At 68.9% G+C, this 13,547-nt stretch carries 13 protein-coding genes; 9 read left to right on the forward strand and 4 right to left on the reverse strand.

From position 1 onward, the window contains the following. The coding region (locus AC3WQZ_RS34400; RefSeq protein ID WP_492302061.1) for an MFS transporter at positions 1-1,527 on the forward strand (1,527 nt) is incomplete at its 5' end. A gap of 118 nt (positions 1,528-1,645) precedes the next feature. Next, positions 1,646-2,488: an IclR family transcriptional regulator gene (locus tag AC3WQZ_RS34405; protein WP_010809799.1), complete on the forward strand. Its 843-nt coding sequence runs from the start codon at positions 1,646-1,648 to the stop codon at positions 2,486-2,488. Between the two features lie 15 nt (positions 2,489-2,503). Here the strand turns inward: AC3WQZ_RS34405 and AC3WQZ_RS34410 are convergent, their stop codons facing one another. After that, complete coding sequence (locus tag AC3WQZ_RS34410; protein WP_492294894.1) at positions 2,504-3,325, reverse strand: phytanoyl-CoA dioxygenase family protein; 822 nt, start codon at positions 3,323-3,325, stop codon at positions 2,504-2,506. A 253-nt stretch (positions 3,326-3,578) separates the two neighbouring features. Between AC3WQZ_RS34410 and AC3WQZ_RS34415 the strand changes: the two genes are divergently transcribed. From AC3WQZ_RS34415 to AC3WQZ_RS34435, 5 genes are all read left to right on the forward strand, one after another. After that, positions 3,579-4,505 (forward strand): AAA family ATPase, encoded by a 927-nt coding sequence (locus tag AC3WQZ_RS34415; protein WP_058698583.1) that lies wholly within the window; start codon positions 3,579-3,581, stop codon positions 4,503-4,505. A 5-nt stretch (positions 4,506-4,510) separates the two neighbouring features. After that, positions 4,511-5,542: a DUF58 domain-containing protein gene (locus AC3WQZ_RS34420; RefSeq protein WP_010809796.1), complete on the forward strand. Its 1,032-nt coding sequence runs from the start codon at positions 4,511-4,513 to the stop codon at positions 5,540-5,542. After that, positions 5,539-7,509 (forward strand): transglutaminase TgpA family protein, encoded by a 1,971-nt coding sequence (locus AC3WQZ_RS34425; protein ID WP_492302063.1) that lies wholly within the window; start codon positions 5,539-5,541, stop codon positions 7,507-7,509. Before AC3WQZ_RS34420 ends, AC3WQZ_RS34425 begins: the two co-directional genes overlap by 4 nt. Before the next feature lie 123 nt (positions 7,510-7,632). After that, positions 7,633-8,121: a MarR family winged helix-turn-helix transcriptional regulator gene (locus tag AC3WQZ_RS34430; RefSeq protein WP_011616385.1), complete on the forward strand. Its 489-nt coding sequence runs from the start codon at positions 7,633-7,635 to the stop codon at positions 8,119-8,121. Continuing rightward, positions 8,118-9,701, forward strand: coding sequence for an MFS transporter (locus AC3WQZ_RS34435; RefSeq protein ID WP_492302065.1), 1,584 nt, complete (start codon positions 8,118-8,120; stop codon positions 9,699-9,701). The genes AC3WQZ_RS34430 and AC3WQZ_RS34435 overlap by 4 nt, the downstream gene beginning before the upstream one ends. Before the next feature lie 153 nt (positions 9,702-9,854). Here the strand turns inward: AC3WQZ_RS34435 and AC3WQZ_RS34440 are convergent, their stop codons facing one another. Together AC3WQZ_RS34440 and AC3WQZ_RS34445 are read right to left on the reverse strand one after the other, a co-directional pair. Next, the gene (locus AC3WQZ_RS34440) at positions 9,855-10,187 is read right to left on the reverse strand and encodes a hypothetical protein (RefSeq protein ID WP_010809792.1); all 333 of its coding nucleotides are present in this window, start codon (positions 10,185-10,187) and stop codon (positions 9,855-9,857) included. 260 nt (positions 10,188-10,447) lie between these two features. Next, positions 10,448-11,914, reverse strand: coding sequence for a DegQ family serine endoprotease (locus AC3WQZ_RS34445; RefSeq protein WP_010809791.1), 1,467 nt, complete (start codon positions 11,912-11,914; stop codon positions 10,448-10,450). A 182-nt stretch (positions 11,915-12,096) separates the two neighbouring features. Here AC3WQZ_RS34445 and AC3WQZ_RS34450 point away from each other — a divergent pair, with 182 nt between their 5' ends. Together AC3WQZ_RS34450 and AC3WQZ_RS34455 are read left to right on the forward strand one after the other, a co-directional pair. Next, positions 12,097-12,573 carry a MarR family winged helix-turn-helix transcriptional regulator gene (locus tag AC3WQZ_RS34450; protein WP_011616382.1) on the forward strand — a complete coding sequence of 159 codons (477 nt, stop codon included), beginning with the start codon at positions 12,097-12,099 and terminating at the stop codon, positions 12,571-12,573. 47 nt (positions 12,574-12,620) lie between these two features. Next, positions 12,621-13,043, forward strand: a complete 423-nt coding sequence (locus AC3WQZ_RS34455) for an organic hydroperoxide resistance protein (protein WP_010809789.1) — start codon at positions 12,621-12,623, stop codon at positions 13,041-13,043. A gap of 68 nt (positions 13,044-13,111) precedes the next feature. Here AC3WQZ_RS34455 and AC3WQZ_RS34460 read toward each other — a convergent pair whose 3' ends face one another. Continuing rightward, positions 13,112-13,390 carry a GIY-YIG nuclease family protein gene (locus AC3WQZ_RS34460; RefSeq protein WP_010809788.1) on the reverse strand — a complete coding sequence of 93 codons (279 nt, stop codon included), beginning with the start codon at positions 13,388-13,390 and terminating at the stop codon, positions 13,112-13,114. Between the last annotated feature and the right edge of the window lie 157 nt (positions 13,391-13,547).

Consider the following 13,547-nt stretch of genomic DNA (forward strand, 5'->3'; position numbering starts at 1 on the left):
CCCACCCCCCAGCGCCCGCGCATGCAACTCGCCAGTCACCCGGAAATGGGTCACTGGCGTCTTTCATTGTTCGGCCTGACGCTCGGGCTGGTGACCGGTATCGACTTCTCTTCCACGCTGATGATGGGCGTGGCCAGCCAGCATATCCAGGGCGGCGTCGGTGCCGCGCCGGAAGATTATCTGTACGCGATCTCGGCCTACGCGGCCACCGCGGTGCTGATGAACATGGTGCTGGACCAGGTCGCGCGCCGCGTCACCTACAAGCGCTTCACCATCGGGTCGCTGCTGGTATTTGTCCTGGGCTCGCTGATCTGCGCCGAGTTTGCCAGCCCCACCGGGCTGATCACCGGCAAGGCGGTGCAGGGGCTGGGCGCCGGCGGCCTGTTCGCGGCCTCGCGCATCCTGGTGCAGCTGGTATCGACGCCGGCCGAGCGCGGCCCGCTGATGCTGCGCTTCGGCGGCGGCGCGTTCTCGATGCTGGCGATCACGCCGTGGCTGACCAGCATCTTCCTGGACGATATCGGCTGGCGCGCGGTGTTCCTGTTCCAGGCCGGCATTGCGCTGCCGGTACTGCTGTCGGTGGCGCTGACCTACCCGACCCGCGCGCCACGCGACCCGCATCCGCCGGTATCGACACTGGACTGGCCCGCCGCCATCGCCGCCGCGCTGGGCGCGCTGGTGTTCCTGCATACGCTGCAGGAGATGCGCTACACGCGCTTCTTCAGCTCGCTGGAAATGCCGCTGGCCGCGCTGTGCGGGCTGGCATTGTTCGCCTTCAGCGGCTGGCGGCTGTATCGCCATCCGGATCCATGGATCGACTTCTCGCGCCTGGCCGGACGCCAGTACCTGTACGGGCTGGGCTTCTACACGCTGTACTACCTGCTCTCGTCGGCCTGGTCGTTCCTGCTGCCCTCGCTCACGCAGACCGGGCTGGGGCTGACCTTCCGCACCACCTGCATGCTGTTGTCGACCAGCGGCACGGTGTCGGCCATCGGCGCCATCGTCATTACGCTGGGCATGGCGCTGGTGTTCCGCAAGCGGCGCGTGATCGCCATCGGCTTTGTCGTCTACGCCTGCGCGGCGATGCTGCTGTCGCAGCAGCTGATGCCGGGCGCGCCGGATTACGCGCTGGTGCCGGTGGTGCTGCTTGAAGGGCTGACGCCGGTGCTGCTGATGGTGCAGGTGGCATCGATGACTTACCTGGAAGTGCCGGTCGAGGATTTCTCGCACGCCTACCAGTTCAAGAACGTGTGCAAGCAGATCGCCTCGGCAATGGGCACGGGGCTGGCGAGCGTGTTCATGCAGGACGGCCTGGCACAGCACCGCACCCACCTGGTGGAACACATCACCCGCTACAACCCGGTGCTGCAGGCGCCGGATGCGCTCTCGGCAACGAGTCTGGCCAAAATCTCGCTGGAAGTCGACCGCCAGGCCACGCTGCTGGCCGGCATGGACATGCTGCACGGCTTTGCCGTGTTGTGCGTGGTGGCGGCGGTGTTCGTGCTGGCGCAGCGCAGCTTCCGGTAAGGAACCCACGCGCCGGGCGCCAGGCCATGTCCGGGGCCGGTACTGGCGCAATCCCGCCATTTCCTCTACCCTTTCGGCCTTTCCGTGCCAATCCGGCGAACCGCGCCGGGCTACGCAAATGGCCAGCCCCACCGATTCCCGCCAGAACCCGCCGCGAGCACCGCAGACCGCCGACAGCGCCGCCGCCACGCCCGAAAAGCCGAGCGACAGCTATGTGCAGTCCTTTGCACGCGGGCTGTCGGTCATCCGGGCCTTCAACGCTCAGCACCCGGCCCAGACGCTGACCGAGATCGCCCAGGCCAGCGGCCTGACGCGCGCCGGCGCGCGCCGCATCCTGCTGACGCTGGTGGGGTTGGGCTACGTGCAGGCCGACGGCCGCCTGTTCCGGCTGACGCCCAAGATCCTGGACCTGGGCTTCGCCTACCTGACCTCGATGCCGTTCTGGAACCTGGCCGAGCCGATCATGGAGACGCTGTCGCAGCAGGTGCATGAAAGCTGCTCGATCTCAGTGCTGGACGGCACCGAGATCGTCTACGTGCTGCGCGTGCCGGCGCGCAAGATCATGACCATCAACCTGTCGATCGGCAGCCGCCTGCCGGCCTATTGCTCGTCGATGGGGCGGGTGCTGCTGGCCGGCCTGGCCGAGCCCGAGCTCGACAGCGTGCTGCGCGCCACCGACCTGCGCGCGCGCACCAGCCGCACCGTCACCGACGTGGATGCGCTCAAGGCCATCGTCGCCGACATCCGCAAGCGCGGCTGGGCGCTCAACGACCAGGAGCTGGAAGAAGGGCTGGTGTCGCTGGCCGCGCCGATCCGCAACCGTGCCGGCCACACCATCGCCGCCATCAATATCAGCGGCCAGGCCAACCGCACCAGCGCGCAGGAGATGCTGGAGCGTTTCCTGCCGCCGCTGCTGGAAGCTTCGGAGAAGATTTCCGGGCTGGTCGGGCTGCGCACCTGAGCGCAGCCGCGGGGATCAGACTGCCGCGGGCAGCTCCACGCTGCCGAACTCGGCCGAGCGCGTGCCGTCCAGCGGCCGGTTGCTGGCCCCGAAATACGCAAACGCCACTGACAGCTTGACCGCGTCGGAGGCATTGCGGCCGGCCGCATGGAACAGCCGGCTGTCGAAAAACAGCACGTCGCCGCGGTGCAGCGCCAGCGGCTGCGCGGCATCCAGCAGGGGCTGGCTGGCCGGGTGGGCTTCGATCAGGAATTCGGCCGGGTCCAGCTGGCCCGGCTCCAGCTTCGCCTGGTGCGAACCCGGGATGACGCGCAGCACGCCGTTGCGTTCGTCCTCGTCGCCCAGCGCCAGCCACACCGTCACCAGTTCCGGCCGGGCAAACGACCAGTAGCGCGTATCGCGGTGCCAGCCAGTCTGGCTGCCGTAGTGCGGATGCTTGGTCATCACGCAGTTGTGGTGCGCCAGCGTGATGCGGGCGGGCTCGCCCAGCAGCGCCTGCACCACCGCCACCAGCTTCGGGTCGCTGGCCCAGCGGCGGAAGACTTCGTCGCGCCCGTAGGCCTGGCGCAGCCGCCTGACCGTGCCGCCGCCGGCGGCATCGCGTGCGGCCGGCGCGCCGGGATAGCCCAGGTCGGCCTCGAACTCCACCGGCGGCACCGCCGCGGCCAGGTGCTCACGCGTCACCGCCTCCAGCGCCGCGCACGCCGGCTCATCGGCAAAGCCGCGCAGGATCACGAAACCGTTGGCGTGGAAGGCCTGCACCAGGCGCGGCAGCGCACCGGCATCGGCAGACAGGACGGAGGAAGGCAGGTCGGCGCAGGGGTCCAGCGAGGTCATTGCAGCAGGCGCGGCACAGGCAGCGGAAAGAGGAATGGGAAGGGCCGCGGTGGCCCGACAGGCTCATGATGCCAGAACCGGCGCAATCTGGCGCAGGCGCTGCACCATAACCATGCAGACAGCGCCGGGGCACTCACTCTCCGTACGGAAACAGACGGTGCCGCGTGCCGCCCGCGCCGCTACAATGCGCTGGTCTTCACCCGATATTCCGTGCATCCACCCGCTATTTTCACCTTTTGCGCCGAGGTCCAACGTGACAGCTCGCCCACGCATCGTCGCTTCGCTGGCCGAGGCCCAGGCCCAGCTGGGCCGCATCGTTCTTGGCAAGCCGCAGCAGGTGCGGCTGGCGCTGGCCTGCATGCTGGCACGCGGCCACCTGCTGCTCGAAGACGTACCTGGCGTCGGCAAGACCACGCTGGCCCATGCGCTGGCGCGCACGCTCGGGCTGCAATACCAGCGCGTGCAGTTCACCAGCGACCTGTTGCCGGCCGACCTGATCGGGGTTTCGGTCTTTGTCCGCGACGCCGGCGAATTCCGCTTCCATCGCGGCCCGGTGTTCGCGCAGGTGGTGCTGGCCGACGAGATCAACCGCGCGCCGCCCAAGACCCAGAGCGCGCTGCTCGAGGCCATGGCCGAGGGGCAGGTGACCCATGACGGCACCACGCACGCGCTGCCGTCGCCGTTTTTCGTGATCGCCACGCAGAATCCGCTGGAGCAGATCGGCACGCATGCCTTGCCCGAATCGCAATTGGACCGCTTCACCATGCGGCTGTCGCTCGGCTACCCCGACCCCGCCTTCGAGCGCGTGCTGTACCTGGGCGGCGCCAGCGCGCCGGAGCTGCCGCCGGTGATGGATGGCAGCCAGGTGCTGGCGCTGCAGGAGGCTGCCGCACAGGTGTACGCCAGCCCGGCGCTGGTGGACTACGTGCTGGCGCTGGTGCAGGCCACGCGCAGCCACGGCGGCTTTGCCGCGGGGCTGTCGCCGCGCGCCGGGCTGGCGCTGCTGGCCTGCGCGCGCGCCTGGGCCCTGCTGGCGCAGCGCAACATGGTACTGCCGGAAGATGTGCAGGCGGTCTTCACCGCGGTGGCCGCGCATCGGCTGCTGCCCGCCGGCGCGGGCGGCCACGCCGCCGTTGCCGGCGAACTGGCCGCGCTGCAGGCCGGCGTGGCCATTCCCTGAAAGCCATGGCGGCGCGCAAAAGCGTGCTCCGCGGCGCGCCGGTCATGGCTCAGCGCCGCACGGCGGGCCGGCGCCCGACCGGCGGAACCGGCGGCACGCTGCTGCTGGATCGGCGCCACCTCTATATCCTGCCCACCCGCGGCGGCCTCGGCTTTGCGGTCGTGCTGGCGGCGATGCTGCTGACTTCGCTGAACTACAACATCAGCCTGGGCTTTGCGCTGACCTTCCTGCTGGCCGGCATCGGCATGGCGTGTATGTGGCTGGCCTACCGCAACCTGCTCGACCTCGCCGTGGCCGCGGGCCCGGCGGCGCCGGCCCATGCCGGGCAGGATGCCGTGTTCCAGCTGCGCATCGACAACCGCGATGCCGACGCGCGCATCGGCATCGAGGCGCGCGTGCCGACGCTGCCAAACGTGGCAACCGCCATGCTGACGCTCGATGGCAGCGCCAGCGGGATGCTCGCCCTGCACGTGCCGACTGCGCGCCGGGGCCGGCTGGTGCTGCCGCGCGTGGCGATCGCCAGCCGCTTTCCGTTCGGGCTGTTCCGGGTCTGGAGCTATGCGGACCTGGACATGTCGACGCTGGTCTATCCCGCCCCGGAGCCCGATGCCCCGCCACCGCCTGCCGCATATCGGCCAGACGCTGGCGATGGCGTGCACACGGCCGCGAGCGCGGCAAGCAGCGACGACGGCATCGACCAGCTGCGCCGCTACCGCAGCGGCGACCCGCTGCACCGCATCGCCTGGAAGCACAGCGCGCGCACCGGCCGCTGGCTCAGCCGCGCCGGCGATCCACCGCAGCAACCGGCGCGCTGGCTGGACTGGTACGCACTCCCGGCCGGCATGGAGGCGGAAGCGCGGCTGTCGCGCCTGTGCGCGTGGCTGCTGGCCGCCGGTGACGATGCCGAGATCGGCCTGCGCCTGACCGGCGTAGAACTGCCGCCAGCGCGCGGCGCCAGCCACCGGCGCGCCTGCCTGGAAGCGCTGGCGTTATGGCCGCAACGGCCCGCGGCCTGCCGCGCCGGAGACCGGGCGTGAAACCCGTCGCGCGGCCGCTGCGGCATGACGACCATGGGCTGCTGCTGGGCCAGCTGGCGCTGGTGCTGGCGCCGCAGGCGCGCACGCTGCCGGTGGCGGTCAGCCTGTTGCTGGTGCTGCTGCTGGGCTGGCGCTGGCTGCTATGGCGGCGGCGGGCTCCGCTGCCTTCGCGCTGGATGCTCGGCATCACCGCGGTAATGGTGCTGCTGGTGGCCAGCGCGCTGGTGTGGCAGGACGGCGGCGGCATGGGGCGCGAGCTCGCCGTGGCGCTGCTGGGAGCCTTTGTCATCCTCAAGCTGCTGGAATGCCGCGCGCTGTCGGACGCGACGCTGGTCACGCAGCTGTCGTTCTACCTGCTGCTGACGCTGTACCTGTCCGACCAGCCGTTCTGGCTGGCGCTGTACAGCCTAGCGATCGGCGCCTGGGTGCTGCGCAACTGGCTGTTGCTGCACCACCCCGAGGCGCGCAGCCGGCTGGCGATCTGGCCGCTGCTGGGACGCATGGCGCTGCTGGGGCTGCCGTGGGCACTGGCGCTGTTCGTGCTGTTCCCGCGGCTGGAGCACCCGCTGTGGCAACTGCCGCAATCGGCGCCGCGCGGCACCACCGGCATCAGCGACACCATGCGGCCGGGCAGCGTCGGGCAGCTGATCCGTTCTCCCGAAATCGCCCTGCGTGCCGAGGTCGCCGGCCCGCCGCTGCCCGCCGCGGCGCTGTACTGGCGTGCGCTGGTGCTGTGGGAATACGACGGCACCACCTGGCACCCGTCGCGGCAGCGCCGGCAGCAACTGGCGCCAGCGCCCGCCGCCGGCAACACGAATGGCATCGACATCAGCATCACGCTCGAGCCCAGCCAGCAGCGCTGGCTGTTCGCGCTGGACCGCGGCCAGGCACTGTCCGCCGGCGTGGATGGCGCCGCCACGCCCGACGGCGAGTTCATGGTGCGCCGGCCGGTGGACCAGCGCATCCGCTACCGCACGCATTCCACGCTGTCCCCCGCGCCCGAAGCGCTGCCAGCCGCCACGCGCCGGCTGGCCCTGAGCCTGCCGGACGGCAATCCGCGCGCCCGCGCGCTGGCCGCCCAATGGGCCGACCGCCATGCCGATCCCGTCGCGCGCGTGCAAGCCGCGCTGCGGCTGTTCGCGGCGGCGCCCTTTGCCTATACGCTGAGCCCACCGCCGCTGGGCAGCGACCAGGTCGACAGCTTCGTGTTCGACACCCGGCGCGGCTTCTGCGAGCACTACGCCAGCAGCTTCGTCTTCTTGATGCGCGCCGCCGGCGTGCCCGCGCGCGTGGTCACGGGCTACCAGGGTGGTGAGTACAACCCCATCGGCAACCACTACGTGGTGCGCCAGTCCGATGCGCATGCCTGGGCCGAGGTCTGGCTCGACGGCCGCGGCTGGGTGCGCGTGGACCCGACCAGCGCCGTTGCCCCGGGCCGCATCGAACAGGGGCTGGATGCGGTAGTGGGCAGCGAAGCCGCGGACTGGCGGCCGTCGCAGCAACCGGCATGGCTGAAGGACCTGCGCTGGGCCTATGAAGGCGTCGTCTACACCTGGCAGCGCTGGGTGCTGCAGTACGACCATGCGCAGCAGCAGCGGCTGCTGCTGGCACTCGGCGCCGGCGTGGGCGCCGGGCAGTTGCTGGCCGGCGTGCTGGGCGCACTGTGCCTGCTGGCGCTGGTGCCGCTGTGGCGGCGCCGCGGGCCGGCAGACCCGGTCGATGCGGCCTATGCCCGCTTCTGCGCCCTGCTGGCCCGCCACGGCTGCGAGCGCGCCCAGGCCGAAGGACCGCAAGACTTCGCCGCGCGCGCCAGTGCGCGGCTGCCGCGCGCGGCCGACGCGATCGCTGCCGTCAGCGCCGCCTATGTCGGCTTGCGCTACGGCAACCTGCCGGCCGCGGGCCATGCGCAGGCGCTGGCAGCGATGCGGGCAGGCATTCGCCAGATCGCCGCGGCGTTGCGGCATTAAGCCCCCGCCAGCCACGCCGGCCGGCACGCCCTGCCGGGATTAGCTTCGCTTGATATAATTACATCTGCAACTATATCGAATGCAATCGATCCGCCGCTCGCGTGGATCGCAACGCCTCCAGCCATGTCTTTCGAACAACGCATCGACCGCTTCTGCGCCCGCCATCCCGAGGCCCCGCGCGACCTGATCCTGGCCTCCAGGCTGCTGCTGCGCACCGCGCGCCTGCTGCGCGGCCATATCGACCAGGCGCTGGCCCCGTTCGAACTGGACATGAGCCAGTACCTGCTGCTGAGCATGCTTGCCGTCGACGAAAACCGGCCCAGCATGCCGTCCGAGCTGGGCGCCACGCTGGACGCCACGCGCACGCAGATGACGCGGCTGCTGGACGGCCTGGAAGCGCGCGGGCTGCTGCGCCGGCGGGCGTCGGCCAGCGACCGGCGCAGCCTGGAGCTGACCCTGACCCCGGCCGGCCGCCGGCTGCTGGAGCGCGCCGCGCCCGCGGTGCATGCCGCCTACGGCGAGGCCTGGGCGCCGCTCGGCGCAGGCGGCCTGGCCGGCGCCACGCGTGCGCTGACTCAATTGCACCAGACCCTGGAGGGGCTCCAGCCATGAATCCCGGCTCACCCTGGCAGCCTCTGTGGCGATTGCGCGTCAGCATGCGGTGGCTGCGCTGGCTGAGCCACCGGCAGCGCCAGACCCTGCTGATGATGCTGCTGGCGCTGGCCACCGGCTTGGAGTTCCTCGAGAACATCATGTTCGTGTTTGCCTCCAGCCATATCGTCGGCAGCCTCGACGCCGACCCGCGCAGCTTCGCGCTGGTGCAGGCGGCCTACGCCGTGGGCAGCTTGCTGATGATCCTGAAGCAGCAATGGCTGTCGCGCCGGTTCGGCTACCGCTACTACCTGACGGGGGCGCTGCTGCTGTTCATGGCGGGCACGGTCGTGGCCGCAACCAGCCATGCGCTGCCGCAGATGGTGGTGGCGCGCTTTATCCAGGGTGTGGGCGGCGGCGCGCTGTTCACCAGCTGCCGCATCCTGGTCAACGTGCTGTTCGGCCCGACCGCGCGCCCGCGCGCCACCCGCATTTTCATGATCGGCATCTTCTCGGCGTCGGCGCTGGGCCCGGCCTTCGCCGCCGAGCTGATCGACCATGGCGTATGGCAGGACGTGTTCTACGGCGTGCTGCCGTTCGCCGCGCTGGCCACGCTGGGTGCCTGGCTGCTGCTGCCGGATGCGGAGCCGCGCACCGATACCGGCGGCCCCGCGCTCGGGCCGCTGCTGCTGTTCGGCGCCGCCATCGTGACCTTGCAGGCGGCGCTGACCGAGGCGCGCTTCGACGTGTTCTCGCACCCGCTGCGGCTCGCGCTGGTGGCCGCCGCGGGCCTGGCGCTGCTGGCCGTGTTCCTGTGGCACCAGTGGCACCACAGCGAACCCGTGCTGCACCTGCGCGCACTGCGCCACCCGGTGTACCTGACCGGCCTGGCGATGTACTTCGTGTACTACATGATCAGCAACCTGAGCGGCTACCTGTTCCCGATCTACGCCGAGCAGGCGCTGAAGATCCCGCTGGCGGCCACCGGCTGGCTCAACACCTTTGCCGCGCTGGTCAGCCTGGCCGGCATCTTCGTCTACCTGCAGGTGGCGCCGCGCCTGACGCGCAAGAAGCCACTGATGGTCGCCGGCCTGGTGCTGATGGCCGCCACGGCATGGTGGTTCTCGCAGATGCCGCCCGACGCCGGCCCGCCGGCGCTGGCATGGGGGCTGGTCGGCAAGGGCCTGTTCGGCGTGCTGGTGATCATCCCCATCGCCGGGCTGACGTTCCGGGCGCTGGGTCCCGATGAATTCGCCCATGGCTACCGCAGCAAGAACCTGATGCGGCAGGTCGCCAGCTCCTTTGCCTCGGCGCTGGGTGCGGTGCTGCTGCAGAACCGCCAGTTCGCGGTGCACGACAGCCTGCTGCACGCGGTGGGCCAGCGCCCCGCCGAGACCGAACACTGGATGGCTGCCATGCAGGCGGCATTGGCCGCACGCGGCTTCGATGCGGCGCAGGCCCACCTGGGCGCGCTCGCGCAACTGAACGGGCTGATCGAGCAGCAGGCCAGGCTGATTGCCTGCGAGGATATCTATCGGCTGATTGCGGTGCTGGCGCTGGGGGCGGCGGCGTACATGCTGCTGCAGCGGCGACTGCCCTGAAGCCCGCGCGAGCGGCTATGCGCAAGCGGTGCGACGACTGGAACTACTGCGGAACAGACGCGGAATCTTGGGGAGAAGCGAAGGCACCGCGCGCGAGGCGATGGCGCGGACGGGTCGCAGTGCCGGCGGATGCGGCACCGGCGAAGTACCTGCTCAGAACAGCGAGAGCTGGCGCATGCCGAAACCGATGGTCTCTTCCACGCGCGCACGGGCGTGGGCCAGCGAGCCTTCTGCGCCAGAGTAATTGCCGGCGGCCCAGTGGTAGACCACGGGGATATCGCCGCGCTCGGACAGGCGCACTTCGCCAAGCTTGTCGCCGCGTTCGTTGCGGTAGAAGTGTGAGCGATAGCCGCGCTCCCAGTGGGGGGCGACAACCTTCTTGCGCCGCCGGGGCTTCGGCGCGGAGCCGGCGGTGGACGTCGTGGACGTCAGTCGCCGCGCTCTATCGGTACCCGGCGTGATGGCGCGGGTGAAATCCAACTGCATAGACTTCCTCTTTGTCGATTCAGCAGAACCAGGGTCGGCGGGGGCTGCCGCCGCATGCTTCGTGCATCGCAGTCGAGATAATACCTGCTGGCGCGCTTTCTGTAAGCAGTTCGTTGCGCTGAATCCCGCCTCCGGCAAGGCTTAGCGGGCCGTATACCGGCTTCGTATACGTGTCGGTATACGTCGGGGTATACGGCCCGCGCGGGCAGCAAAGCCTTGCCAGTTAACGGCTTGCGGGCAGTCTGGCGTGCCCGCGGCAATCAGCCCAGGTCGAGCGGAATGAAGATGCGCGCATCGTCGCGCTGCACCAGCAGTGCCACCTGCTTGCCCGATTTCGATACCAGCGACTTGAGCTGTTCGGCCGAGCTGATGGGCGTGCCGTTGAGCGACAGGATCACGTCGCCCGGCTGGATGCCGACGCGCGCGGCGGGACCGGCCACGTCCTCGACCACCAGACCGCCGTCGATGCCGCTGCCACGCTTCTCCGCCGGCGTGAGCGGGCGCACCGCCAGCCCCAGCCGGCCACCGGCCTCGCTGCCACCGCCCTTCTGTGCGACGGCCCGGTCCCTGGCCGTGCCCACCGTCACCGACAGCGTCATCGGCTGGCCCTTGCGGATAATCTTCAACGAGGTCTGCGTGCCCGGCTTGATATCGGCCACGTGCTCGGGCAGGTCGCCCGAATGGTCGATCACGTCATTGTCGAGCTGCACGATGACGTCGCCAGGCTTCAGGCCAGCGCGCGCGGCCGGGCTGTCGGGCTCGACCGAGTTGACCAGCGCACCAGTAGGCTTGGGCAGCCCGAACGATTGTGCAAGCGCCTGGTTCACCTCCTGCACGCTGATGCCGAGACGACCGCGCGTGACCTTGCCATGCGCCACCAGCTGCTGCTGCACCTTGGTGGCCACGTCGATCGGGATCGCGAACGACAGGCCCTGGTAGCCGCCGGTCTGGCTGTAGATCTGCGCGTTGATGCCGACCACCTCGCCGCGCTGGTTGAACAGCGGCCCGCCCGAGTTGCCGGGATTGACGGCAACATCGGTCTGGATGAACGGCACATAGGTATCGTCCGGCAGCGAGCGCGACTTGGCGCTGACGATGCCCGCGGTCACGGTGTTCTCGAAGCCGTAGGGAGAACCGATCGCCAGCACCGGCTCGCCCACGCGCACCTGCGAAGGATCGCCCAGGCGCACGGCCGGCAGGTTCTTGGCGTCGATGCGGATCACGGCCACGTCGGTCTGCGGATCGCTGCCGAGCACCTTGGCCTTGAACTCGCGGCGGTCGGTCAGCTTGACCGTGACCTCCTGCGCGCCGTCGACGACGTGCGCATTGGTCAGGATCAGCCCGTCCGGGCTCACGATAAAGCCCGAGCCCAGTCCGCGCACCAGTTGCTGCTGGCCGCCTTGCGGACCCTGGAACTGCGGCCCGAAACGCTTGAAGAACTGGAACAGCGGATCGTCCGGATCGATGCCCGGGGGCATCTGCGCCGCGGTGCGCTGGGCGCGCGCGGTGACGCTGATATTGACCACGGCGGGCCCGTACTGTGCCACGATGCCGGAGAAATCCGTCGGCGTGGCCACGGCGACCGCCGGCTGCGCTGGCGCGACGGCTGGCGCAGGTGCCGCGTACCCCGGCGTGATGACTTCCTTCTGCAGATAGGCATAGCCGCCGCCAAGGGCGGCAAGGGCCGCGATACCAACGGCCGTGCGAGCAATGGTCTGGCGCATCATGTGTGGTTCCTTTCCTTGTGCATCAGGCGTCGGCAGTTTGCGACGCGACACGGTCATGCTAGCGACCCAGACTTAAAACAGACTTAAGGGTCAGCACCAGGCCATGCACGGGCGTATCCAGCACATTTCGGCGAAATGAAAATTTATCTTGCGCACAATCTAATTGCGTCTAATATATCGCCATGGAACGCGACAACGACCCCTCCCCGGATTTGCTGCTACTGGATCGCCAGCTGTGCTTTGCGCTGTATTCAAGCTCACTGGCCATGACCAAGTTGTACAAGCCACTATTAAGTGAGCTTGGACTTACTTATCCGCAATATTTGGTGATGCTGGTGTTGTGGGAGGCGGAAACGCTGACGGTCTCGGACCTCGGCGCGCGGCTGGCGCTGGACTCGGGGACGCTGACGCCACTATTGAAGCGGCTGGAGACGGCGCGGCTGGTCACGCGCACCCGTGACGCAGCCGACGAACGGCGGGTGCTGGTCAGCCTGACCGACTCCGGCCGCGCATTGCGCCAGCGCGCAGCGCGTATTCCTGAACAGATGTTGTGCGCCACGCAGTGCCCGGTCGAAGAGATCCAGGCCCTGACGCAGCGCCTGCATGCACTGCGGTCGACGCTTGAACAGGCGCGGACCGATTCCAGCCTGCCGGACTGACGGCAAGCATTGATACGCCCCTCTCGGGCAACAAACCGGAGCCTTATATGAAACTCGAAAAAGTCGTTTATACCGCCCATGCCACCGCCACCGGCGGCCGTGACGGCCGTGCCACCACGTCCGACGGCCAGCTCGACGCCAAGCTGGCCGTGCCCAAGGAAATGGGTGGCGCCGGCAATGGCCTGAATCCGGAACAGCTCTTTGCTGCCGGCTATTCGGCCTGCTTCCTGGGCGCCATGCGCTACGTGGCCGGCCAGCAGAAGATCACCGTGCCCGCCGATGCCACGATCGAAGGCGCGGTCGGCATCGGCCCGATCCCTCAAGGCTTCGGCATCCAGGTCGAACTGAAGATCTCGCTGCCGGGCTTCGAGCGCGAGGCTGCCGAAAAGCTGGTCGAACAGGCGCACCAGGTGTGCCCGTACTCGAACGCGACGCGCGGCAATATCGACGTGACGCTGACTGTGGTCTGATCGGCAAGCATGAAAAAGGCCGGTATCGCTTGCGCGATACCGGCCTTTTTGTTTTGTCGCACTGCCGGCTACCGGGCCGGCTCGGTTGCTGGTAGTTGCGCGCAAAATGCGCGCTTCTGTGTCGAACTCAAGCGCTTGATCTCGATTTCCGCTTTCAACGCTTCGGATTTCGTGTCGAAGCGCAATTGGCCCAAAACGCGTATGGGCTTGCGCGATCGCGTATATTTAGCGCCTTTTCCGGACAGATGCTCGGCGAAGCGGCGGGCAACATCGGTCGTGATCCCGGTGTAGATGGAATCGCCGGTGCATTCGAGCAGATAGAGGTACCAGGCGCTGTCAGCCGACATGGGATGGGTAATGGGGATTCAGCGGTAATAGTATTACGCCGGAGCGGCGGCGGCGAGCCATTCCATTTTCCGCCGCGCCAAAAGCAAAAACCCCCAGCCTTTTGGGGCTGGGGGTTCTGCGGAATAAGAGCCTGGCGATGACCTACTTTCACACGGG

This window comes from Cupriavidus sp. FW305-26, from assembly GCF_058787975.1.